The organism is Paraglaciecola sp. (assembly GCF_039943935.1).
Classification (GTDB): Bacteria; Pseudomonadota; Gammaproteobacteria; order Enterobacterales; family Alteromonadaceae; genus Paraglaciecola.
The window spans coordinates 51,016-75,440 of sequence record NZ_JBDUZQ010000006.1 but is presented as its reverse complement, the minus strand read 5'-3'; the positions used below and the strand labels follow the sequence as shown (position 1 = coordinate 75,440).

24 protein-coding genes and 2 pseudogenes are annotated in these 24,425 nt (G+C 38.0%); 11 read left to right on the top strand and 15 right to left on the bottom strand.

What is annotated here, in order from left to right:
• Window positions 1–150: 150 nt before the first annotated feature.
• Both ABJD71_RS03810 and ABJD71_RS03805 read left to right on the top strand, forming a co-directional pair.
• Entirely contained in the window at window positions 151–648 is a 498-nt protein-coding gene (locus ABJD71_RS03810; protein ID WP_348164782.1) for a (2Fe-2S)-binding protein, read from the top strand.
• Entirely contained in the window at window positions 645–2,900 is a 2,256-nt protein-coding gene (locus tag ABJD71_RS03805; protein WP_348164779.1) for a molybdopterin cofactor-binding domain-containing protein, read from the top strand. The genes ABJD71_RS03810 and ABJD71_RS03805 overlap by 4 nt, the downstream gene beginning before the upstream one ends.
• Before the next feature lie 413 nt (window positions 2,901–3,313).
• Here the strand turns inward: ABJD71_RS03805 and ABJD71_RS03800 are convergent, their stop codons facing one another.
• From ABJD71_RS03800 to ABJD71_RS03790, 3 genes are all read right to left on the bottom strand, one after another.
• On the bottom strand, window positions 3,314–3,565 hold the full coding sequence (locus ABJD71_RS03800) for a type B 50S ribosomal protein L31 (protein ID WP_348164776.1): 252 nt from the start codon (window positions 3,563–3,565) through the stop codon (window positions 3,314–3,316).
• Between the two features lie 96 nt (window positions 3,566–3,661).
• Window positions 3,662–4,201, bottom strand: a complete 540-nt coding sequence (locus ABJD71_RS03795) for an isochorismatase family cysteine hydrolase (RefSeq protein ID WP_348164773.1) — start codon at window positions 4,199–4,201, stop codon at window positions 3,662–3,664.
• Between the two features lie 89 nt (window positions 4,202–4,290).
• On the bottom strand, window positions 4,291–4,761 hold the full coding sequence (locus tag ABJD71_RS03790) for a MarR family transcriptional regulator (protein WP_348164770.1): 471 nt from the start codon (window positions 4,759–4,761) through the stop codon (window positions 4,291–4,293).
• Window positions 4,762–4,817: 56 nt separating this feature from the next.
• On the opposite strand from ABJD71_RS03790, the gene ABJD71_RS03785 reads away from it, so the two are divergent.
• The gene (locus tag ABJD71_RS03785; RefSeq protein WP_348164767.1) at window positions 4,818–5,207 is read left to right on the top strand and encodes a hypothetical protein; all 390 of its coding nucleotides are present in this window, start codon (window positions 4,818–4,820) and stop codon (window positions 5,205–5,207) included.
• Window positions 5,208–5,242: 35 nt separating this feature from the next.
• Here ABJD71_RS03785 and ABJD71_RS03780 read toward each other — a convergent pair whose 3' ends face one another.
• The gene (locus tag ABJD71_RS03780) at window positions 5,243–5,779 is read right to left on the bottom strand and encodes a nucleotidyltransferase family protein (RefSeq protein ID WP_348164764.1); all 537 of its coding nucleotides are present in this window, start codon (window positions 5,777–5,779) and stop codon (window positions 5,243–5,245) included.
• Window positions 5,780–5,958: 179 nt separating this feature from the next.
• On the opposite strand from ABJD71_RS03780, the gene ABJD71_RS03775 reads away from it, so the two are divergent.
• A complete protein-coding gene (locus ABJD71_RS03775) occupies window positions 5,959–6,162 on the top strand; it encodes a hypothetical protein (RefSeq protein WP_348164761.1) in 204 nt (67 codons plus the stop codon).
• Window positions 6,163–6,310: 148 nt separating this feature from the next.
• On the opposite strand, the gene ABJD71_RS03770 is transcribed toward ABJD71_RS03775, so the two are convergent.
• The 4 genes from ABJD71_RS03770 to ABJD71_RS03755 form a co-directional block, all read right to left on the bottom strand.
• Window positions 6,311–6,820, bottom strand: coding sequence for a hypothetical protein (locus ABJD71_RS03770; RefSeq protein WP_348164758.1), 510 nt, complete (start codon window positions 6,818–6,820; stop codon window positions 6,311–6,313).
• A gap of 118 nt (window positions 6,821–6,938) precedes the next feature.
• A complete protein-coding gene (locus ABJD71_RS03765) occupies window positions 6,939–8,501 on the bottom strand; it encodes a YHYH protein (RefSeq protein ID WP_348165347.1) in 1,563 nt (520 codons plus the stop codon).
• Between the two features lie 321 nt (window positions 8,502–8,822).
• Window positions 8,823–9,170 carry a lactoylglutathione lyase gene (locus tag ABJD71_RS03760; protein WP_348164755.1) on the bottom strand — a complete coding sequence of 116 codons (348 nt, stop codon included), beginning with the start codon at window positions 9,168–9,170 and terminating at the stop codon, window positions 8,823–8,825.
• Window positions 9,171–9,243: 73 nt separating this feature from the next.
• Entirely contained in the window at window positions 9,244–9,609 is a 366-nt protein-coding gene (locus ABJD71_RS03755) for a hypothetical protein (RefSeq protein ID WP_348164752.1), read from the bottom strand.
• 610 nt (window positions 9,610–10,219) lie between these two features.
• On the opposite strand from ABJD71_RS03755, the gene ABJD71_RS03750 reads away from it, so the two are divergent.
• From ABJD71_RS03750 to ABJD71_RS03740, 3 genes and pseudogenes are all read left to right on the top strand, one after another.
• A complete protein-coding gene (locus ABJD71_RS03750; protein WP_348164749.1) occupies window positions 10,220–10,657 on the top strand; it encodes a cytochrome b562 in 438 nt (145 codons plus the stop codon).
• Window positions 10,658–10,903: 246 nt separating this feature from the next.
• On the top strand, window positions 10,904–11,554 hold the full coding sequence (locus ABJD71_RS03745) for a flavin reductase (protein ID WP_348164746.1): 651 nt from the start codon (window positions 10,904–10,906) through the stop codon (window positions 11,552–11,554).
• A 52-nt stretch (window positions 11,555–11,606) separates the two neighbouring features.
• Window positions 11,607–12,011 (top strand): annotated as a pseudogene (locus ABJD71_RS03740) (DUF885 domain-containing protein); the annotation flags it as partial.
• Window positions 12,012–12,198: 187 nt separating this feature from the next.
• Here the strand turns inward: ABJD71_RS03740 and ABJD71_RS03735 are convergent.
• On the bottom strand, window positions 12,199–14,361 hold the full coding sequence (locus ABJD71_RS03735; protein ID WP_348164743.1) for an exonuclease domain-containing protein: 2,163 nt from the start codon (window positions 14,359–14,361) through the stop codon (window positions 12,199–12,201).
• 408 nt (window positions 14,362–14,769) lie between these two features.
• Here ABJD71_RS03735 and ABJD71_RS03730 point away from each other — a divergent pair, with 408 nt between their 5' ends.
• Both ABJD71_RS03730 and ABJD71_RS03725 read left to right on the top strand, forming a co-directional pair.
• A complete protein-coding gene (locus ABJD71_RS03730; RefSeq protein ID WP_348164740.1) occupies window positions 14,770–16,590 on the top strand; it encodes a DUF4365 domain-containing protein in 1,821 nt (606 codons plus the stop codon).
• A gap of 188 nt (window positions 16,591–16,778) precedes the next feature.
• A complete protein-coding gene (locus ABJD71_RS03725; protein ID WP_348164737.1) occupies window positions 16,779–17,393 on the top strand; it encodes a hypothetical protein in 615 nt (204 codons plus the stop codon).
• A gap of 248 nt (window positions 17,394–17,641) precedes the next feature.
• Here ABJD71_RS03725 and ABJD71_RS03720 read toward each other — a convergent pair.
• From ABJD71_RS03720 to ABJD71_RS03710, 3 genes and pseudogenes are all read right to left on the bottom strand, one after another.
• Window positions 17,642–17,841, bottom strand: a pseudogene (locus tag ABJD71_RS03720) (transposase); the annotation flags it as partial.
• Between the two features lie 209 nt (window positions 17,842–18,050).
• The gene (locus tag ABJD71_RS03715) at window positions 18,051–19,100 is read right to left on the bottom strand and encodes an MBL fold metallo-hydrolase (protein WP_348164734.1); all 1,050 of its coding nucleotides are present in this window, start codon (window positions 19,098–19,100) and stop codon (window positions 18,051–18,053) included.
• 223 nt (window positions 19,101–19,323) lie between these two features.
• Window positions 19,324–20,352 (bottom strand): aldehyde reductase, encoded by a 1,029-nt coding sequence (locus tag ABJD71_RS03710; protein ID WP_348164731.1) that lies wholly within the window; start codon window positions 20,350–20,352, stop codon window positions 19,324–19,326.
• Between the two features lie 161 nt (window positions 20,353–20,513).
• Here ABJD71_RS03710 and ABJD71_RS03705 point away from each other — a divergent pair, with 161 nt between their 5' ends.
• Complete coding sequence (locus tag ABJD71_RS03705) at window positions 20,514–21,101, top strand: TetR/AcrR family transcriptional regulator (RefSeq protein ID WP_348164728.1); 588 nt, start codon at window positions 20,514–20,516, stop codon at window positions 21,099–21,101.
• 318 nt (window positions 21,102–21,419) lie between these two features.
• On the top strand, window positions 21,420–21,803 hold the full coding sequence (locus ABJD71_RS03700) for a hypothetical protein (protein ID WP_348164725.1): 384 nt from the start codon (window positions 21,420–21,422) through the stop codon (window positions 21,801–21,803).
• Window positions 21,804–21,912: 109 nt separating this feature from the next.
• Here the strand turns inward: ABJD71_RS03700 and ABJD71_RS03695 are convergent, their stop codons facing one another.
• The 3 genes from ABJD71_RS03695 to ABJD71_RS03685 form a co-directional block, all read right to left on the bottom strand.
• The gene (locus ABJD71_RS03695; protein WP_348164722.1) at window positions 21,913–22,305 is read right to left on the bottom strand and encodes an MmcQ/YjbR family DNA-binding protein; all 393 of its coding nucleotides are present in this window, start codon (window positions 22,303–22,305) and stop codon (window positions 21,913–21,915) included.
• A 111-nt stretch (window positions 22,306–22,416) separates the two neighbouring features.
• A complete protein-coding gene (locus ABJD71_RS03690) occupies window positions 22,417–22,980 on the bottom strand; it encodes a phosphoribosyltransferase family protein (protein WP_348112549.1) in 564 nt (187 codons plus the stop codon).
• Between the two features lie 112 nt (window positions 22,981–23,092).
• Window positions 23,093–24,304, bottom strand: a complete 1,212-nt coding sequence (locus ABJD71_RS03685; RefSeq protein WP_348164719.1) for a lipoprotein-releasing ABC transporter permease subunit — start codon at window positions 24,302–24,304, stop codon at window positions 23,093–23,095.
• Window positions 24,305–24,425: the final 121 nt, after the last annotated feature.

The window sequence follows — 24,425 nt, the reverse complement described above, 5'->3', positions numbered from 1 at the left end:
CCTTTATTTTATCTACACCAACTGCGCTACTTATGTATTTTAGGTAGTATGTAGTCAATCAGCCTATTCTTTATTATTTTTCATTACTTTAGCAGCAAACGTATCCTAAACGAGTGATTATGGTTTACGTGCGCCAACGAGGACAAGACCATGATCACGTTTTCCGTCAACGGTAAAACTCACGAATTTTCAGGAGACCCTACCACGCCAGTACTTTGGTATCTTCGAGATGAACTGCAACTAACAGGACCTAAATTTGGGTGTGGCATGGCACAGTGTGGTGCCTGTACAGTACACATTAATGGAGTGGCACAACGCTCTTGTGTGTTACCAGTATCAGCAATATCAGGCAGCAAAATAACCACCATTGAAGGGTTAAGTGAAGATGGTGAGCATCCTGTTCAACAAGCATGGATAGAGCATAAGGTGCCACAATGCGGTTACTGCCAATGTGGCCAAATGATGCAAGCCGCTAGCTTGCTAGCAAGTAACCCTGCCCCTACCGATGAAGAAATCGTGCAAGGCATGTCAGGTAATATTTGTCGTTGCGGTACGTATCCTCGCATCCATAAAGCAATTAAATCAGCCTCTAAAACTATGGCCGCAGTACAATACTTTGACCCTAAATCTGAAGGGGAACAAGTATGAGCCAATATTTTGATTTAACCCGTCGTGGTTTCTTAAAGTCTAGTGCCGCAGCGGGTGCCTTGGTGTTTGGTACCTATTTAGCTGGTGGCGCCCCAAGAGTATTAGCTGGGGTGCTTGCCAAGCCTTCTGAGTCTGCCAAAAATGCTAATTTATTTGTTGCATTGCGTCCTGATGGCATTGTAGAAATTACCTGTCACCGCTCTGAAATGGGTCAACAAATTCGTACTGCTATTGCCCAAATTGTGGCTGATGAGATGGAAGCCGCTTGGGATAAAGTGGTGGTGATTCAGGGGAAAGGGGATGCCAAATACGGAGACCAAAATACCGATGGTTCACGAAGTATTCGCTATAATATGCAGCGATTACGTGAGATGGGGGCCAGTGTTCGTCACTTAATGTGTCAAGCTGCAGCAGAGCGTTGGGGAGTATCTGTAGACTCTTGTATTGCCGAGCAGCACATAGTTACCCATAGCTCTGGTAAGACCCTAAGTTATGCAGAATTAGTTAATGATGCTTTAAATCTCACGCCACCAGAAGTAACTAGTATTACTCTTAAAAAACGTAGCGATTGGCGATATATCAATACCGCCATGGAACATATCGATTTAAAAGATATTGTGATGGGGAAAGCCACGTTTGCCGCTGATGTATTAGAGCCTAAAGCCTTAATTGCTGTTGTTGTAAGACCACCTGTTGTAGGCGGAAAAGCAAAAAGTTTTGATGCAAGGGCTGCCAAAGCAGTTGATGGCGTGATGGATGTAGTAGAAATTCCAGCCCCGCAAGGAGCGCCGCAATTTCAGCCCAAAGGTGGCATTGCTATTATTGCCAACAATACGTGGGCTGCTATAAAAGGTCGTAGAGCATTATCTGTCACTTGGGATGACGGCAAAAACGCTGATTATAACTCTGAAAATTTTAAAGCCAATTTACTCGCCACGGTTGCGTCGCCACAGTCTTCGGTACGCAAGATTGGCGAAGCCGAAAAAGTACTCGCCAATGCCAGCGATAAACTGGTAGCTGACTACTATGCACCACATTTAGCCCAGGCCCCCATGGAACCGCCATGCGCTACTGCTATGTATTATAAAGACAGAGTTGACGTATGGGCAGCTACCCAAAACCCCCAAGCCGATATGGCTACTGTAGGGGCTATGGTTGGCATGGATAAAGAAAAAATTAATGTCCATGTGACTATGTTAGGTGGTGGTTTTGGTCGAAAATCTAAGCCAGACTTTTCAGCAGAAGCCGCTTTCTTATCAATGAAAACAGGTAAGCCCATCCGCGTTCAATGGACCCGTGAAGATGATATTCAACATAGTTTTTACCATGCAGTATCAGCTCAACATATTGAAGCAAGCCTAGATGAAAATGGCGCGATAGAAGCCTATTTGCATCGCACTGCATTTTCTCCTATTGCCTCTACTTTTATAGAAGGTGCCACCGCCCCTCTTGGCTTTGAGTTACGGTTAGGCTTTACCGACAACCCAATAGACACACCTAACATAAAATTGGAAAGTGGCGAAGCCCCCGCAAAAACACGAATTGGCTGGATGCGTTCAGTATCCAATATTTTCCATGCTTTTGCGATTCAATCATTTATTGCAGAAGCCGCACATAAAGCCGGTCGAGATCAAAAAGATTACTTACTAGAAACCATCGGCCCGGATCGTATTTTGGATGTGACCGAGCAGAATGCTGATTACGACAACTATGGTGCCGACAAAGCAACATATCCCTTAGATATCGGGCGGTTACGTCATACGATTGAAAAAGTTGCAGATATGAGTGGTTGGGGCAGAAAACTCCCTAAAGGCCGAGGCTTAGGCATCGCCGCTCACAGAAGCTTTTTAACCTATGTTGCTACAGTAGTTGAAGTAGAAGTATCAGATAATGGCGACCTGAAGATAATAAAATCATGGGCAAGCATTGATGCCGGTACGGTTGTGAATACCGATACTGTTATTAATCAAGTTCAAGGTGGTTCAATATACGGTATTACCGCTGCCATTAGTGAAGGTATTACTTTTGATAAAGGCCGTGTACAGCAGAGTAATTTTCACGATTACCGAGTGCCACGTATGAGTGATGCGCCATTAGAAGTAGAAGTAGAAATTATACCAAGCGATGCACCGCCAGCAGGTGTTGGTGAGCCCGCCACGCCTGTTTATGCACCAGCATTATGTAATGCCATTTTTGCAGCATGTGGTAAGCGTATTAGGCAGTTACCGATTGGTAATCAACTTAAAACCTGAATAAATAAAACGTTACAACACAAACCTAAAAAGCCTCGTAGAATTAACTAAGAGGCTTTTTATGGTACTACCAATTTGACACTTTAATAGTTTCAAACTTTTAATTGAGCTTTTATATACAATTTACAAATCAAAATTTGGTGATAGCTATTGCCATGGATTTAAGCATTTAAAGCCACTAAAACGGCTTGAGCGTTTATAAAATAGGTTAGATTAAACGCCCTTAGAATACTCATTAATCAAACAACGTCATCAAAATAAAACTAATAAGTTAATTTTTATATTCTTGTGCTGGGTAGGTGCCAAGATAACATCCTATAAACTAAATGAAATATTTCTACTTAGAGTCTGCAAATTTTTCTAGAGGCCCCCTAGTTATGCCCTTTACCTTTTAATACCTCTTACGAATGTTACTATTTAGTACCCAAACCACCAAAACGTTTGTTGAACCTAGAAACTCTGCCGTCTTGTTTAGCCGATCTTTGCTCACCAGTATAAAACGGATGAGAAGCACTAGATACATCAAGTGTGACATACGGATATGTCTGACCTTCATGCTCAATTGTACGGTCAGTTTTGATGGTTGAGCCAACCAAAAAAATTTTATCTGCTGCTGTATCGTGAAATGCGACTGTTTGATAATTAGGATGAATATTAGGTTTCATAATCATTACACCAAGTTGTTATATTATAACAATACAATAGCAGCCTTGACCAAACACTTCAATACAAATAAGAATGATTAACATTTGTAATGTGGATTATTTCACTAGGTTGGTACTTAAAATTAAGCTATCAGTCGGGAAGAACTCTCCCAACAAAGGCTCTAAATCAGTACACTTATAACTAATGACAAGGTCACTAACAATATTGGTTTTAATCTTAAGCTTTTGTGCTTCTCTAAACGATGTATTAATACAGAACTCAACAGCGAGCCCAGATAAGTATAAATTTGTGATTTTATGCTGTTGAAGGTACTCCGTAAAATGTTTGTCAGAGAAAATATTCTTATTATTTTTCACAAATATAGATTTGTTATCACTTGTTAACCTGCTATCTAATTCGGCACCGTAACTACCTACTTTGACAGAGTTTTTTGTAAGCAACTTTACTAATAAATTTTTCCACTCTGTCTTAAAATAAATTACATCAATATTTTTCTGCTCACAGGTTTTAATTAACGCATTAATTTTAGGAATAATTAAATCCGCTTGAGAAGCACAAGCATGAGCTTTACCTGTTTTTAAAGTAAAATCATTTTGTAAATCAATAACGATAAGCGCGCTGTTCTCTTCATTCATTAAGTGTTCTCTTTTATGTCAGTTTTTTTAGTACGGCTTAAATGGTGTATTGTTGTTTTATAGCCAAGCTTACTGACTCAAACACACTATTATTGTTGTCGCTCATTAACTGCACAAGTCAATTTATTCAGCTCGCTTATCATAATGCGTGAAGAACTAAGCTCTGCATTATTAAATAGCATGTCATCCAACTCAGCCAGCAACTGTCTAGCATCAGACATTAATTTCTCACCCATTTCTGTAAATAGGATTTCTTTCTGTTTACCAGCACCTTGTTTTTGCTCAAGGAATCCCAGCTGGCATAACTCTTTAACCGTTTTGGCAACCATTTGCCTTGTGACATCTAAATTTCTCGCGATTTCTGAACCATAGTTTACACCGCACTCGAGAATACTAAGAAAAGAAAGAAGTGATGGCGTCAGCGATCCATAGCCCTTTTCAACAAGACGCTGATAAATATATTTAGTCATCACATCATTTAGTCGTGATGCACTTTGAATAAGCTGCAATGACTGGGAATCTACTAGTGCAATCCCTCTGCTTGTAAACTTGGTTGACATTGATATTTTTAACATTTAAAATTTATGTCAACCAAGTATACATATTTGAGATTATTGTGTTAAGCCTAAAAAATATAATGCGAGCTAATGCCACTAGTTGTTTGGTGTTTGGAGGACTATTTGCAATGCAAGCCAACATGGTAGCAGAATTCTTAGGTGGCGATTCCCCTGCCCCTCAATTATATGTATTGATACTAGGGTGGTTATTAATACTAAATGGTATCCATCTATTTTGGGAATCAAGAACACTTGTACCAAAGAAAAGTCTGATACTGTATTTTTCTATAGGTGATTACCTATGGGTAGCAGGTTCTGCAACACTTATATTATCTGGATTGTGGATTACAACTACAGCAGGCGTAATAGTCGCAAGTGTGATTGCACTCATCGTCGGGATGTTTGGCGTGCTTCAAATGACAACAAGGAAGGCAATGGGTCATTGCTAGTCATCAACAATAGTAAAACTATGTTGTTGAAATTGTTATAACGTGATTTTTAAACCTTTCCATTTAGAAAGCCAGCCTTTTGAGTTTACACGATAGTCAAATATAGACTTCGAGCGCTTTGGGTTATGGGTTAATTGTAAATTAAACAAAGATTCATATCCAAAAGCGGAAATACACTCTAGGGTTCCATCTGATACTTTACGAATACCAACAGCCGTTTCTTTTTCAGGCCAATGACGCATTGCATCAAGTGAACTCGTATAGGGTTTATCACGGTTTCGTATGTGCATTAATGCTTGATTCCTAACTTGCCATTTTAGTTCTGGAAGCATTGCTTCAAGCCTTAACTCATATTGTTTACACACTTCACCATCAGACTCATGTGAATCAAAGTAAATAACATCAACATCATTTAGCTTCGTTGGTTCTGTCTTTTGATGCAAACTATCCCAAACAAGGTTACGTACAAAACCAGCAGCTAAATAGCACTGAGGTAAATCAAGCAAACGAACACACTCTAATGCTTTCAGACGTAACTCATCCAACTCAATTAGTTCAATAATCTTACGCATACACTCCCTTTCATAAGCACACTCAAGATATAATACTCAAAGGTAATAGTAGTGTTGTTTGTATAGAAGTTGAAGCCATTCTTATGTTGATTAAATGCTAAATACTTTACTGAATTTTTCACCTGAGCGTATCACGTAATAATAATGCAGCCGGAGTGACATGTTAGCGGGTTGGGCAGATGAAATTGAGCTCCACTGGCGGAAAACTAAAACCTCCCCCCCTAATCTCCTTGCCTGCATGCCAATCTTCTGCCACATCGAAACCTGACTTATACGCTATGCCCTCCCCTGCAACGAACAACATTGCCATCGTATCAAGTACAATTGCGATTGCCATTAGCTTGTACTTGATAGCTTTCTTCTCTTCTAGGTTACGACTGTAACTTCACAACCCGAATAAACGATTTTTTACCTGACAAATTAACCAATTATGTTGTTGTAAATAATTTGAATGTGATTGCACAACAACACAATTTAAATAACTGGGAGATACGCATAATAACCCATTAAAAACGACTATTTTAAAAGCTATTAATGATGAGCATGTTTGCTATCTAGAGGTTGTGTAGTGAAATCATGTAAAACGATAGGATCTTTAGACAGATCAAAAAAGATTGAACTAACAATATTGTGCTCGCCCGACATCCAATTTTCATGTTGATGACTGTTTAATGAGATAGCGATTTGATTGACGCCTTCTTTTAACCATTCTAGAGGGATATGAATATCGCTACCATAAAGTCGGCGTCGCTTTTGTCCATTAACAAAAACATGAGCATGACCTTGTAAAAAACCTTCTGGGGTTAAACTTTGTGGATTCTTCGCAATATCGGGCGCATTTAACAAGTAATTTTGTACATTTACATGAATATTAACGCCGTCCATCATATCTTTGAAAATAGTTAATTCAATTTTTGGAATAGGAGTCTCTGCACCTATATCTCTAGATTTATGTTGATGGATTTCTTGAACTGCTAGGGCTTTGTCACTGAGGATAAACATCAATAGCGATAACGTAATACTGATTACATTCATTTTCATAATATTTTCATCTTAATTTTGAAATGACAATAGTGACCTTTGGGTCATTTCTAACCATCAGGTCACTTTAGAAAATATACATAAATTAATTATTAATATACGTATTTAAGCTAATGAATTAGCCACCAGGAGGAGGCCCCATGCCTCCACCTGTATCACAAGATGCTACTGCATTGTCTTCAAGCTCCCCAGCAAAACGTAAACCAATGATATAAGGGAATGCAGGAGAGTATGTACCGTCTCCATCGTCGCTCAAAGTAATATGGTAATGATAACCACGTTCGTCATCTATATGAGCATTGTATTGATCGAGGTATTCGCCACCTAACGCCGTTAATGCATTATCCCAATAATGATCTTCATAATAATAACCATTAGTTGCAGTTAATTCGTTTCTCGATAGTGTCGTAACAATCTCGTCAAAGCCAGGGCCAGACTCGACCTCTTCCGTGCCCTGAGTGATATCATATGCATCCACTAAAATACAGCTACGAGCGTCATCTGAACAACCGGTATCAGATGTAGATGAATAATCTCTTGTTACCCAAGAGCTGACTGCTAACACGCCGTCTGCTTCCCATGGACCATAAATAGGATATCCATCAGCAGCATAACCATATATTGGAGAATGCTTAGTCCCATCGTCGCCTAACAGAGTAGCTAAACAGCTAGTATAGAAATGGTGATGATAATCGCCATTTGCAGAATGACCGCCACATATATCTACATCATATTGCTCTGCAACCGGTGCAAGGTTTTGCCAATTACCATTAAAGCTCTGGCCGTCACCCCAGTTATAAATAGATGAGCCATTTACAAATAGACCTACTTTGCCTAAGCCGTTTTCACATGCTTCGGTTGTTGGAGTGGGTTCAGTTGGAAAATAGACTTCTCGTTCATCTGCTTGTGGGCAGGCAGGACCTTTAGGCCAGTAGCCAAAACCACCTGTGGTATCGCAATTGTCGCCAGTACTTATTAACCCGATATCTCCACCAAATTCAACAACGTCACCTGCAACAGCAGTTGTTACACCATCAATGAAATCGGTGCTTGCATTAGGGCGGTCATTTAGTGAGTCAACTATCTCTTGAGTTATTGTGACATCGTATTCAGGGATACCTTGTGTTTCTACTACTGTGTAGGTAACGCCATCAATTGTTTCTTCGGTGACAGATTGCACATCAACCAGTATGCCTTCGCCCGTACTTGCATCGGTTATGTTAGTTGATACAGCGTCAGTATCGTTGATAATCCAGATATCGTTAGTAGGTGTTGTGGTAGTTGTTTCAGCTGCAACTGTGATAGATACCGTATCTGTCACAGCAGCATTAGCACCGTCATCTACGGAAATTTCAAATATAAGCGTTTCATTTTCGCTCACTGCAGGGGCAATAAACGTGGTCGACTCAGCACTATTGTCAACCAAGGTTGCTGTTGAGTTACCAGATATCTGACTCCAAGAAACAGTGTAACTGGTATCATCATCGGTAACGCTTGCTGATAAAGTTACTGTAGCACCAGCATCAACAGTTTGGTCGGCACCTGCATTTACCGTAGGTGAGCTGTTGACTATTTCTGTGTCGTTATCATCTTCTGATGAACCAGAGCCGCAAGCCCCTAACATCAAACACAGCATAAATATGCTGGTAAATTTTGTTAAAAATGAAAGTGAGCATCGCATCAAGTTTGAACCTTTTGTAGTTTTAGAAACTACATTTTAGCTAATACTGATATGTAAAAATGTGCAAATAATATGAAAACAGAAAACACTAGGAGGTATCCTATTGGATGCTAAGATAACAATTGTGCGTGCCGGCTATTCCATAATTTGAATTATGCGTCATTGATGACGAAAAGCAGATGATATTCAACAAAAAGGAGTTCGAGCTTTTATTAAGCATTCCAGGTAAAGCATACGGCTTATCTCAGAGGCTTGAGATTGACCTTGAAGAGCGGTCTAAAAACAACCAACACCTATTGGCTAACTAGAGGCTCATATGTGTTAGTTTCTAAACTCAGTGACGTGCCAAAGCTCTCCCGATGGCCCCCATAAATAAATAACTTTACCCCAATGTTCTGTTTTAATTGGTTGATACTTTATATCGAAACCATCTAGACTAGAAATAATGTCAAAAGCCTCATTTATATCTAAGACAGATAGTTGAAGCATTAAATGCTTAGCTAAATCTACGTTATAAAACCTCTGTAGAAAAAAAGTACATTCGCCGTTTTCAAATAGGGATAAGTCATCAGTGACATAATCCATTTGAAAACCTAATGCTTGATAAAAGGATTTGGATATTTCGTAATCCTTGCTAGGAATAAAAACTCTAATATCATCAACTTTCACTAGACTCTCCTTTGGCAATTAACGTTTCGAATATGAGGCGCGCGCTGTTTGCGCGTCGGCCATTATTTGTCTGTTATGTTCGTTTTTGCAATTTTTGAGTTTGTTTTTCGAATAAAAAGCCTAAGGTATCAGCAACGTGTCCTACTGCTGTAACCCCCCTAAGTGTCAGTTCTTGATCGATACTAAAATAGCGACTCACATTATTGCCAAATGATTTAATTATATTGTTGATTTCACCGTTATTGAATATTTCAATAAACCGAGTACATGGTGCCGATTTCTGATTACGTGAATCTGTACAATTTTTGGCATCTACTGCTAGCGCTTCGTAGTTGCTTACCAACACCTCTAGCTCTACTTTGTTATCCGCCACACTGGCCAATGAGCTTAAACAGGCCGAAAGCCAAGTCAAAGCAATTATTAAAACTCGAATTTTCAATCTTTTTTCTCCAAGAACATAACGCCTCATTATCAGGCTAAATTTAGTGGGCTAAAATGGAGCGAAGCGAACCGCCCGAAGTATTTAGTCCTTTTGAATGACTTGTATACGCCCTGCATGGGCATGAACTAATGAGGTGAAAGTCCTCTGCAGAAAGAACATCGTTCATTTAACTTACCGTTATTAAACGTTAACTACTAGCCAATGGCAAGGGCTAAACCGTGAGGTTTGGTCTGAAAAAATAACAAAAAACAACAAAGGCAGTCATTATTTAAAAAGAAAAAAACAGCGTTTTTCATTAAGTCTTTTTCCTGATTTGTTTTGGGTTTTTGGTGAGTGTTTTGAGAGCTTAAATGGACACCCATTTTAAAGATTTCAGAAAAATCACTAATATAGCCTATGACGAAGTAAACATGGTTTATTGTAGCTACATTAAACCTTGCAACGTAATCTGGATTTGTAACTTATTCATTTGTAGATTTTAGCTTGTAAACTCGTTGTTCAGCTTTTCTATAACCACCTGATATAGGTGGAAAACTGAATTCACTGCCGTCTTGATGAGATGTTTCTATGCTACACTCCTTGCCTTCTTAAATGAATGAGCCCCTAAATGTCGTTATTAAAAAGTCTAAGTCTGATTTTAGTTATTATGTATGGAAGTCTGTTGCTTGGGGAGCAAGTATTTGCCCAAGACTCTGAAGCAAAAGTAACAGCCAGTACTGACGTAGAAGCAACCATGAAATCAATGGCCTTAGCCTATAAGCAAGCCATGGTAGCAACTAATCCAAGTAACATGCTGAGCAAGGTCAGCAAGTTAAAGCAGCTTGTTGCTTCGGTGCAATTAGTGCAGTTTGAAACCGATAGACAAGTAATATTGCAACAAGGCTTAACAGAGGTACAAGCGCAGTTAGAGTTAGTTAAAGCCAGACTAAATGAAGATGATATGACAACCGCAAAACAGCAGTTAAAAAAGGTGGATGCTTTAAAAAAGCAGTACCATAAAAAACGTAGCCCCAGTATCTGGGAGCTTATTTTTGGCAGTGACTAAAACCTCAGTATATTTATACCTTTGAAGCCAAGTTCGCTGAGGAAGTTGCACAGTTCACAACTACCATTAATAAGAATGGCTCAACTTAGCAAGTTGAGCCTTTGACGCTAAAAACACTATTCACTCATTACCGCAATACATAATAATTAATTGAAGATACGCCCTTCATACTTTATAGAAAACTATTGATCTAGTCTTCGCATAGAAACGTAATAATACGAAAATTTTCAACCTTGAGCTGCCCCTATGCAACATATTAATAATCACACACTAAAGGCTTACCCAAGCAGATACAGAGCCCAACTTATTAATAGTTTATCTGGCTTTAAAAGCGCAAACTTAATTGCCACTGTAGACAAGGAAGGCAGTTCAAACTTAGCGATATTCAGCTCTGTGGTTCACCTAGGAGCATCTCCCGCATTGGTAGGGTTTATCATGCGCCCCAACAGTGTTGACAGACACACACTAGAGAATATCCAAATAACCGAACAATATACGATTAATCAAGTAAACCAAGACATATGGCAAGCAGCCCATCAAACCTCTGCACGCTACCTTAGGGATGAATGTGAGTTTGAAAAAACAGGGTTAGCAAAAGAGTGTATTGAAGGTGTTAAAGTACCTTTTGTAAAAGAAAGCAATCTTAAGTATTTATTAACACTACAAGAAATTGTGCCAATAAAAGCCAACAACACCTTGTTCGTTATTGGTGAAATCACAGATATATTGTGCCAAGAACACGCTATAAAAGACGATGGTTACATAGATATTGAATCGTTAAGCACAGTGACTCTATCAGGCCTCGACAGCTACCACACAACCCAAAGGTTATCTCGCTTAAGTTACGCGAAACCAGAATCTACGCCCCACTCTATTTCAATTGATGGCGAAAAATAGCCAACATCACAATCTCAGTAACAAACTTATTTAGGCACCCATTTTAAAGTTAGCAGAACAGCTTGCAAGAGAAATGGGATTCTATAAAAACCCTATGTATAACTTTGGGCGCTTACAAGATGAGATTTGGCGCTCTGTTCGTTTAGTGACTGATACAGGTATTCATTCAAAAAAATGGACTAGTGAGCAAGCCATTCAATACTTTATGGAAAATACACCAATCAGTGAAGGGGATATAGTGACAGAGGTTGAGCGTTATTTTGTGCTCCCAGGGCAAGCACTAGGCTACAAACTAGGCATGATCACCATATTAGATCTTAGAGAAAAAGCAAAAGCAGCGTTAGGTGATAAATTTAATATCAGAAATTTCCATGATGTAGTAATCGGCACCGGTGCCCTGCCCTTGCCCATATTGACCAAACAAGTCGACAAATACATAGCGGCAAATAGTATCTAGTAAAACGTAAATAAGCGTTACACCCAGCAAGATAGATGATTTATCTGTCTTGGTGGTTTTAAGCCGCTGCTCACGCCAGCAACGGGCCCATCACACGCTCAAGCTCTCTTGATGGTATCAGCCTTATTACTATTTAACTTTCACGACAGGTTTAATATTTATGCTGGTTGTTAAGTTCAAATAAGATTTAACTCACGACTTTACACTCATTCACCAAATTCAAAATTTGTGCTGTAGCTTGTGCATCGCACAAGGCTCTATGATGATTGACCAGAGGGATTTCAAAATGCTCACAAAGGTTTGCAAGAGAATAAGATTTTAGTCCAGGAAGGTATTTTCTAGATTCTCTCACTGTACATAATTTTGGCATACTGAACTTTCGATCAATTCGCTGATATTCTTGTTTAATAAACCCATAATCAAAATTGACGTTATGGGCCACAAAAATACATCCTTGAACAAAATCAGCAAACGTATCCGCAACCTCGCAAAAAAGAGGTGCGCCCTTAACCATAGTGTTATTGATCCCGGTTAACTTGGTAATAAATTTTGAAATATGGCGTTCAGGATTAACCAAGCTGGTCCATGTATCGACCACTTCGCCGTTCACCACTTTTACCGCACCAATTTCAGTAATTCGGTGCTGAGGATGTTTGCCACCCGTGGTTTCAATATCTACCACAACATAGGGCTGCATTGGGTCAACACTCCAAGTAACCCGACATATCCCAGCCTCAAACCCTGCGGCTTGCAGGGCATTTATACTCAAAAATTGGTTAGGCCGTATTGTATCTCCGGGGGCTTTTACCTCATCAAACCGTAATTTACCGTGTTCTATAATCATCAAGTCTGGATAGCCATCCTTTAACCCCTGATAATTTTTTGCCATGGCCCGTAAATGCTCTACAACCCCTTCTAAAGGAGCAGCATTCAAAAATATAGAAATAATCTCCATCATTTTTGAGTTCCAACGAAACATTCCATTGGGTTGACCATAATATTGAGTCGCCATTCTCGTCAGATAAACTATGGCGTTTTGCGGTGTCGAAAATATCAATAGGCGCTGTTCAATGGCTTCGCTTAACGCCTGATAAATTGAGTTTTCTTTTACTACTTTTGGTCTTCGGTCAAACTCTGTTGCAATTGAACCGGCTTGAAAGTTAAATAACTCTTGCCAAAATGTCAGGCCAAATAATGCATTGAATAAACGATTTTCGGTTCTAAAAACAATGGCTCCTTGGCGCTGATAATATTGCTTCACGCCCATTTCGACTTTGTCTTTATATAACTCATCGATAACCAGATTAATACTGTCTTCTCGTAACTTTTGGGTGAGCTTGCTTATCTTTGATTGATGATATTTGCGTAAATAAAAATCTTCTGCAAACAGCAATAACGCATCATCTAAAGAGTGATCAATAAGACGTTCTAGGTGTGATTTTACTTTTTCTTTTTCGCCAGTTTTATAAAGCTCTCTTAACCATTTCTCTTGAGCCTTGTGGTAACAAGATGCGCTCAGATACTCCAATGCTAAAGAGTGGTCTATGTTCAACAACTGTTTACCTAATATGTAAAAATAGTCATCCCTAAGCTTTGCAGACTGCGGGCAATTATCTGCTACAACTGGGTGTGCGGCCACTCCTTGGCTGTGTAGCGCATATTCTTTTATATCTAATTCATTTCGTTTTAATTCTTCTAATTTAGCGCTGTAGTAAAAAACACTCTTCGCCTGCTCTAAGCTATGAAATCTCGCACAAGCCTGTGTATCTTTGGTTCGCGTTCTTAAAACGCCCAAGTCACGCATAGAAAACTTATTTAAACCACTAGTGCTATCGCCAAAGAATAAAAAAAGTAGATAGGCCAAACAGTCATCAAAATTTTTAACTAAAAATTGACTGACAAGTTGTGAAGTGAGGCACTGGTTAATCGAGCAAAGCTGGTTGACTTGCTCTAGTACCTTTTGTTTGTTGGCGCTTTTCTTCACGACTTCAGAATGATGACAACATAGCAGTTCAATCAGTTGATCTTTGGTTAATTCCTGTAACCAATCTTTAATGTCACCTAGGGTTAACTTAATTAAAAAACCTTTGTCAGCTAACGTTTGCAATTGAAGTGGGCAATCTTCAATTTCTTGATAAATCATTTTATCTAATTTAATAAAACGACTTTGCCGATTGACCACCCTAACAAACATACACTGAGCACCATGGGGCAATGCTTGATAAGACTGTATAAATCGTTGATTACCTTCATCTAACAGGTGCAAACACTCATGGGTGAGAAAATGAATAATCTCATTGAAATGATCGAGGTAATACTTCTCAGGTAACGCCTTATTTTTTCTAAACATTCGGGGCTCAACTAACCAATAACAAAAACATTATATACAGTAGTTTATACAGTTGTAAAATATTGAGCATATAGTCATCAATGGCAGTAATTTATGTGGCAAACCTTTTAGATATTAATACCAAAATGCATATAAAAGCTGTATTCACATGTAAGCTGAGTGTCTTTTAGATTGGATGAGAGCAGTTCACTTTGTTTTTCAGAAAATCGCTAAGTTATTAATTTAACTATGGATAATATTATTCACATGGTTTTTAATAGGAAGCAGAAAAGTCGAGTCGATCCCGTCAGGATTCCTTTTGTTTTTCAATTTTTACGGTTTTGATGGCATGACAGTGAAAAACGATAACTAAGACAGTCATTATTAAAAAAGTAGTTAGGTGCCAAAACAAGAAGGTTCAATGATCCAATGAATGCAGGTGAAATAGGAACGGAAGCAGGCCGTATTTTTGAATACAATTTACCTAGCAGCTGGATATTCCGTAGCCAAGAAGACCAGAATGATTTTGGTATTGATGGTGAAATTGAGTTAAAAGACGATAATGGGAAGGCCTTAGGTAAAAATAGTGTATTTAAGGTTCAGATCAAAGGCGAAGAAAGATCGACATATATCAATAAAGGTAAAACACTATCATTTACGCTGAAATTGAAACGGCTAGAATACTATTTTAAGTTTAAAATCCCAGTTATTTTAGTAGTGGTTGAGGTGTCTTCAGAGAAAATATACTGGTTACCTATTACTAATGATGAAACCCTGAGATCCAAAGCTTCTGAAACAGGTGGTAACGAATCAATTCAAGTTCACCTTCTAGTTGAAAATAATTTGGTTAGGAAGAATGATGACCTGGCAAACAAATTATTAGGCTCCGTTATTGATTGTTGGGATTATCTACATATAAAAGGGTTGAAGGAGTCAGTTGATAGGTTTCCATCTGTTAGCCCAGCTTCACTTCAAAAGAATATTGAAGACATTGGAGACGCTTTATTTAAGGCTCACCACCAGAAACTGAATAACCTACTGTTTGATAGGGACTTCACTGGCGTCTATCAACAAGCATCTGAAATTTGCAAATCTCCTATAGTTCCAGCTAAAGATAGGTTTGTAGCTCTACTATACTATTGGCAGGCATTTCAAACTTCTCCGTTTACAAGTGTAAAGAGAGAAATACTTGAAGAGAACTTTAAGATTTGTCACTGGTTAGTAAGTTTAGCTAGAGAGCAAAAAAGCAAAGGTCATAGGTTAATTGCTATTGGTAAGTTTCGCACTGTAAAGTTCAAGTTGCAACTGGAGCAGCTTCATGCAACTCATCATTCAATTTCTAAATTTGAAAGCGATTCCTTCGAGCATCTCATATTTAACAATCAGACTCATGAGTTGTATCGTGAATGCAGTTTATCTTTGCAAAAAATTATTGAACTGTGTAATCGCCTAACAAGAGATGGTCAATATCATGTTCTTGCCGGTTTATTTACTGATATATATGCCTCAGTTCTTCTATTTAAAGGTATACATAATTCAAGGGGATCAAAGGAATCAATTGAGTTCTTAGATTTTTGGCATGAAAGTATGGCTTTATTGGTGATGACATATTGCGTCATCACTAAAGACGTTTTTAAAATTGAGCGCTTATACCTTCTAATGTCGACGTCCCTTAAAGAAGACCCGAAAGCAACACAAGAAGCTCGGAAATTGATACTCTCTAGCTTGTCTGACTTTGAAGAAGCATTAGATTCTATTGAAAAGTTTATTTTAGATATTGATGATAATAAGGATTTTTACTCTCTAAGTATTGAGGAGCAAAAAGCTTACTTTACCAGTATGGCTAAAAATCTTGGAATGGACCCCGATGATCCAGAAAGTGAGTATGGTCACATTGTAGATATGGGGCTAAAAAACTATGATCCCAGTAGCATTATGAGGAACTGCGAAAGCTTATTTGTTCATTATCGCCCAGGTGGAATTATAGCTCAGTCTCTTAGGATGCACTCTACTGGTGGAATGCATTTATTGGTTTGTTTAAAGCACGGTTATGCTCAAGGAACTGGAAATCTATTAACTAGGTTGTATGACGACTCAGATGGCCCAAGTTTTGGTCATAGTTTTAAAGAGCAGAATTGTGACAAATGCTCTGATTGCAATCCAAGATCTGCAGAGTGGTCATGGAGTCTTAAATGGTATAAAAGCGCTGTAGAAGATAACAGAGATATTTTAAGTAAGTACAAATTCTAATTGTGCAATAAACACATCGATAACTAAGACAGTCATTATTAAAAAAGTAAAAAACAGCGTCCCAGCTTCAAGGTTGTAGGTGGGAAAATATTTAAGTAAGTTATTATTTTGGGTGTCTATCTAAGTTTGTTTCAACTCGCTGCGCTCGTTTCGTCGGCATATAGGGGCGTTATGTAAATGGAGGTAATATGGCGTTTCCTGAAGGTATATCGTTAGTTTACGTTGAGGCATTGGAAGATGACTGTTTCCAAGAGTTCGCTGACGATTTAAATGAAATCGGCATTGTTACAACCGTTAACTCACGACCCAACCCAGGTCCTCAGGCTTCTCTTGAATGGCTCATGCCTACAGCTGTTATGGCTGGAATAGCGGGTGGTTTTTTTGCAGAAACAGGAAAAGAGTTATTTCACTTATTAAAAAGCAAGCTAGCTAATTTTACTAATGAGACAATTCAAAAGCCTAGAATTGAGCCTGTCATGTATGGCACTAGTGGTAAACTGAAAGAAAACAACCCTTACTCTTCGGCTTTTTCTATATATTCTGAAGCTAAAATGAATAGGCGCTTTAAGTTAATGATTCCGAAATATTCATCGGATACAGACTATAACCAAATAGTTTTTGCCTATCTTGATTTTCTTAAAGATTATAACGATGGCTTAGTTTGCGAGGACGATATTGGAGTAGATTTAACCGGAGGGTTAAGTTCTACAATACTCGTTCATTATAATATAACTACGAATAGAATTGAGTGGCTCGACCCTCTTCCTCCTCATGTAAGAGCAAAAATTCAAACCGTTCAATAAATTTACATAACACATATGAACCTCTAACAAGATAAACAAGACAGTCATTATTAAAAAAGTAAAAAACAGCGTTTTTCATTAAGTCTTTTTCCTGATTGGTTTAGGTTTTTGGTGGGTGTTTTAATGTTTTAAAGGTTGTTTTTTAGATGTTGAAGCGTTTACTTTGTCATTGGGTGCGAAAACTCAAATTTCAGACGAGTTTAACTCCCCAACTTAAGTTGGACGTTTGTTTTTAGTGCTTAGAGCATTCAGGCACTTTTGAGTAAGGCTTTGGCCTTTGCCATCCCTTGTATTCTTTGGTGGTGGGTGTGGTCCTTAAACTGTTGCATCATCTGTTCGCTGCCTACTGCGGAAGCAAAGTGCTGTTCAAATTCTGTAGTGAGGGTAAGCCACTGCTCTGTGTCTAACCCTAACCTTTTTAGAATAGGGCTTTGAGGTTGTCTATGTGCACTGCTTAGCTTTTTAGAGTGGGTGTCATGATTAGCTTCAAGCCGGACTGCGCATCAGGTTTGCTAAGGCTGATGCAATCGTTATTTGATGAGCTAGTGTGTAAGCGTGAGATTTAAACAGTATTGAATGGCTGCTGCATAGTTATTTTTGAACAATAAACACATTTTTACATTACCAATTATTAGACAATAAACCTTAGTTTCTTACTTAGCTTTGAGGTTTTAGCCACCAATTAAATGTTGTTCTTTCAGGTGTTTTTACATTGACTCGTTCACCAAACTTAGGGGTTAATACAACGACCTCTTTGTCAGCGGCTAATTTCGTTATTCTCTGCAACGGCTCATTCCAGTTGTGCAATGAGAGATCGAACGTGCCATTATGAATAGGCAGCATAACATCACCTTTTAAGTCTACATGCGCTTGTAAACTTTGTTCAGGGAACATATGAACCTCAGGCCATAACTCATGGTAAGCGCCCGTTTCTATTAACGTTAAATCAAATGGACCTAAACGTTCTCCTATTTCTTTAAAGCCACTGAAATACCCTGAATCACCGCCAAAATAAATGTTTGATTCGGCACCTTGGATGGCCCAGCTTGCCCAAAGTGTTTCATCTTTGTCGAGCAAACCTCTCCCTGAAAAGTGTTGAGCAGGGGTTGCAGTTATTTTTAACGTGTCGACTTGTGTTGATTGCCACCAATTAAGTTCTGTTATTTTAGATTTATCAATTCCCCAGCTTTCTAAATGCTTGCCTACTTTGAGTGGTGTTATAAAAAACTCCACTTTTTTATCTAACTCTAATATTGCGTGTTTATCTAAATGGTCGTAATGGTCATGACTAATTATTACAGCTTTAATATTAGGCAGTTGTTCAATTGAAATAGGCGGTTGATGGAAACGTTTTGGTCCCATCCATTGAACTGGCGATGCGCGCTCGCTAAAAACCGGATCAAATATAATTAAGTTTTGGTCGATTCTTAAAAGAATAGAGGAGTGGCCAAGTCTAAATAAGATATCGGACTCATCAGTAGCTAATAGCTCATCAATCAAAGGTATAACTGGAATGTCGAAATTAGGTGTCGCTTGATCACGCTTATCATTCCAATAGGCTTTAATCATGTCGTAATAATCACTTTTACTCGTTGTATGATTGATTTCTGTATTAGTAAATTTTTTAACTGAATTATCATTATCAACATTTTTAACACAACTAGAAGCCATAATCATTCCCCCTATCAGTAGTAATTTTTTTAACATTGTATATATCCAAAAAAGTAAACTATTTATTGTGTATAAGTAGAAATCACCTTTTTAAAATGAAAAAAATAGAGGTCTACAGAGGTTGATACAAAGAGTAAGGATGTGCTCTTAATGAATAATCGAAATGAGTTACACAACAAACTTAAAGACAAAATCTATATGCACCTAAATATATTAATCATATTCAGGTGCGCTATGTTTTTTATATATTAACTCTAAATTACTTTTGTAATTTAATTGCACCTTGCTTAATTAAACTTTGTGCTGTGTCGAAGATTGTTTCTTCTTCAGGGCGCTGACTCCAGTTTAATTGCTGTTTTGCTTTTGCATTACTCATATTATGTTTAAAGCCTAAATCTTTGACGACCGTTTTTAACACTGGGTCTACATAAGACATGGCTTTTACTAACCAGTTGGGTAATGAACGGCTTGGTATTTTATACTCAGGGAATTGCTTTCTTAAGACATCAGCTATATCGCTCATCCACATGAATTTGCTTGCTGCAATATATCTTTGTTTGGCAGCATTTGGTGATGTCATTGCTAAAATATGTGCTTGTGCAACATCTCTAACATCTGACACAGTAAAGCCAATTTGAGGAATGGCAGGTAGCGACTTATCCATCAATTTAATGATCACTTCTGCAGAAGTACCGTAGTCAGACTCCAATACTGGACCTAAAATAATACCTGGGTTGATAACTGACAATTCTAATCCAGCTTCATTAGCAAAATCCCACGCCGCTCTTTCTGCTAATGTTTTAGATTTGTAATACGGGGTGACTCTTTTGTCATTTGGATTAGTCCAACACTCTTCAGTTTGTTGCACATTTTCATTACCGTACAACACAGATGCAATGGATGAAGTTAATACGACTCGTTTAATACCATTATCTTTTGCCGCTTTTAATACTCGTAATGTGCCTTCTATTGCTGGCTTTATAATTTCATTTTCATCTTTTGGGATATAAGTCAGGAAGGGAGATGCAGTATGAATAACAAAATCCGCACCTTTCATCGCTTCGTTCCAACCTTGGTCTTTTGATAAATCACACTCAACAAAGCTTAGGGTAGCTTGAGTTTCACCAACTTGATCTAAAATTATTTTTTCTATCTCAGCTGAGCGCTTTAATGATCGTAATGTGCCTTTAACATTATAACCCTGTTTCAATAATTTAATTGATGTATGGCTGCCTAAAAAGCCAGTTACTCCAGTTACTACAACCGTCTCTTTGTTTTGGTCTTGCATAATTTACCTTTTATTTAAAACTAGTTAGATTAAACCTGACATAAATTACATGAAACGTCAGAAATTACATAGTGACAATATTTGTAATTTATGTCAAGATTATTTTTTGCACAAAATAATGTCCCGATTTAGTGCCTTAATTAAAGAAGTGTTTATATAAAATGCAAATTGAAGAGAAGAAGCACCAAATACTGCAAGCGGCAACAGAGGTTTTTGGCACCTATGGTTATAAAAAAACATCTATGCAAGACATTGCTGATGCGTTAGATATTTCTCGTCCTGCGTTGTACCAATATTATAAGAATAAAGAGGCTGTTTTTTTAGCCTTAGTAGAACACACCCTTAATTTGGGAGAACAAGCTGCAATACAAGGATTTAGTCATTCTGAAGATAGTTTTGAATGTTTGTTACATGGTATAAAAAATATGGAACAAGTGTTATTTGGTCCTATTTTCTTGAAACCTAACGGAAAAGAGCTACTCACTTTATCTAAAAAACTAGCACCAGATTTAATGACTAGCTTTGAAATGCAACTTTTTAACAAAATCGTTTGTGTGTTAGACAAGGCAGTGGTTGAGCAAATAATTAACCTTAAAACGTTAAATGTAGAAGTCTCAGATGCGGCAAAAATTATATTGCAGAGTGTAGACGGAATAAAAAATGCGAGTGAATCTCTGGAAGAGTTAGATCAACAACTTAATTTATTCTTAACTGTTTTCTGGAAAGGATTACAAAAACAGGGTAAATAATAACGTTAATGCTCTGCGCTGAGTTAGCACATTTAACACATATGAGCCTTAGGTTAGTCAATAAAGAAAAAAAAGACATTAACGGTGAAGAATACTTTGTTGTTATTTATGCTGGAATACAAGATAACTTCTTAGTTGCTGGTAAAAGTTAAAGTTATCATTATTGCTGCTTGAAGACTGGCATAAAACAAGTGGCCGCTAATAAACGCATTAAACCTGACTCCGCAAACAGGTCGTTTTTTTGCAAAACGAACAGTGCAACAACGCGTCCTACTTGCTCCACTGTTTATGTAACTCGTGAGACATTCAAAGGTGAGCATGATTAAATTTAAAGTAACAAGTACAATTACAGCGGTTATAGCATTTACTTTGTGTTTGGTTCTTATACTTATTCCCGAAGTATTATTTATGTTGTTTCATATTGATGAAAATAGTTCTGCAATCTTTATGGCTAGAAGGGCTGCAATGTTGTTTCTTGGAATATCTGTGTTTAGTTGGTTCGGCCGAAACGCTAAGCATTCAGAATCTAGGCAGGCTATATGTTTAAGCCTTTCAATATCTATGTTTGGATTGGCTTTTCTTGGTAGTGCAGAATACTTACGTGGGTATGCTGGCATAGGTATTTTACTGGCTGTTATTACGGAAGCGACGCTTGCTTTCATGTATTTTAAAATATGGTTCCGTTGCAAAAATACCGAATAAAAACTTTAATCGAAACATAAACAATTGGCTATTTACACTATTTAAACCAACTATTTCTGTCTACTAAATTGGACCTTATACCGCAGTAACTAATGAAGTCTAATCTATCTTAAAGGTGCACCAAGATTGACTGCTGGTCTTTCTTCGTCATTTTTGCCACTACTAGCTCAAATGAGTGGTCTATCATACGCTCAATCTCTCCCTGGGGAATTGAGCCATCGAGTATCACAGTATTCCAATGTACTTTATTCATGTGATATCCGGGTATTACCGATGGAAAGATATCTCGTAGTTCAAGTGCATGACTTGGGTCACACTTAAGGTTCATCCAATAAGGTCCATCTATGCCATCAGTTTTTTTACCTTTGGCCATTTTCCCCAAAGATAAAGTAGCAAACATCTTGGTTTTGACTTTAAACACTGCAACACCTTCACCAAAGGGATAGTTTTCAGTGCTGAACGGCTTTTGTAATAGATATTGCTTTGCGACAAGTTGGTTCATAATTTACACCCTTGCAGTCAATGTAACGCCTTTTGAATAATAACTCATAATTCTCAGACAATAAAAAAGGCAGTAAACTGCCTTTAATTATAGTGTTTTACTATCTTTCGATTAGTCTTGCTTAAGCAAATGTAATACGTTTTTAAGGTCAGTTTTACCTTCTATGATTTCATCTGGTGTTAACCCTGCCACTTCATGGGGGAACACCAACCATTCGTCACTTTCGTGCACAAAGTAATCTGGAACCATTTCGGTCTTATTGTTGCTGGGCTTGTAATAAGGGCAAGCAACACGTACATCACTAGGCATATTAGCGCGAGATAATTTCTTAATTTGTTTTATCAAAGCATCAACACTGCGACCAGAATCAAAAACATCGTCAACAATTAATAAAGTGTCATCGGCATTAGCATTTTCAATCAGGTAATGTAAACCATGCACTTTTATGGTTTTAGATTGTTGGTCAATTCCGTAGTAAGAAGAGGTGCGTACAGCAATATGATCAGTTTCAACTTTTTTGAAATCAAAATATTCTTGTACCGCTATACCAATAGGAGCACCACCACGCCAGATCCCAATAATAAACGTAGGACGAAAGCCGCTTTCATAAACCTGAGCCGCTACTCGGAACGAATCTTCTAGTAACATTTGTGCTGTAATAAATGTTTTTTGCATTGAGTTGGTAACCTTAAAACTTTAGGGAACGCTTGGTTAATTCAACCTAAACGTTATTTAGCGCGGTATTGTATATCGAAGCAGACATCAATTCACCCTAACATTTAAGCTTTTATTCGTACTTTAATGCTTGCGCAGGCTCTACTTTAACTGCTCGGATTGCTGGGTACACACTCGCTAAAAAACATAACACTAACGAAGTACCAATCAAAAACACAACTTGTGGCCATTGCAGATCAATAGGTAAGCCCTGCCCGTTAGCGCCAAAATAGATAGGTATGTTAAACAAAATTATTAGATTGTTGATTTGACTCACTATCAAAATACCTAGTAGTACACCAATTAATGTACCTTTAATGCCATTGTAAGCGCCATTAAACAAAAATATCCACATTACTTGGCTACGAGCCATTCCTTGGGTGAGTAGTATGGCAATGTCACCTTGTTTTTCAGACACCACCATCACCAATGCAGATACAATATTAAAGGCTGCAACAGCAATAATAAGTAATAACATTAGTGACATCATGTTTTTTTCCATTTTCACCGCATCAAATAACACGCCTTGTCTGTCTCGCCAATTAGTAGATTGATAACCTTTTGAATTTAAAACTTGTACAACCTCTTTGTAACTAAAGGCATCATCTAAAAACAAACGGGTTTTGGCTAAATTTTGGGTGCTACCTCTGAGTAACCTAGCCGCATCATTTATATGCAACATCACCACTTTGTCGTCTAAGGCTGAACTCATGCTAAATATGCCTACAACTGTAAACACCCGCTGACTGTACATTCTGCCAAAAGGTCCAAAGTAACTGTTTTCAGATGCTAATAAACGGGCTTTTTCGCCAACACGCAAATTTAGCTTCAAAGACAAGGCGCGGCCAATCACTACGCCATACTCACCTTGTTTTAAATTGCTGAACTGCCCTACTAGCATGTTTTCTGCAACGATAGACGATTGCTCCATTACGCTAGGCTGCACACCTTGAAATATAACGCCTTGTAGACCTTGTGAAGATTGTATTAAGCCTTCTGATTCAATAAAGTCAGAGGCAACTAACACACTAGGAATACTCTCAAAGTCAATATTCTCAGCCTTTGGATCTGCGAGGGGGTCAACTAGTATGTGGGGCGTAATACCTAAGTTTCGTAGCTTTAGTTCACCTTCAAAACCATTCATCACCGACAACACGGTAATCAACGCCATTAGGCCTAAGGCAATACCCGCAACTGAGAAAAAATTAATAAACGCAATGAAGTGACTACCCTTCGAGGCTTTGGCATAACGTAAACCTATAAAGGCTGAAACGGGATAAAACATGTGAGTGGGATTCTTATTTAGTTATAAACAGTTGAAAAATAACCTGTTAAGTATTGGTATACTCTAAAATGATAATGAATAATACGTGCTTGTAAGAAATCTAACAAGCAAAGCAAACGTC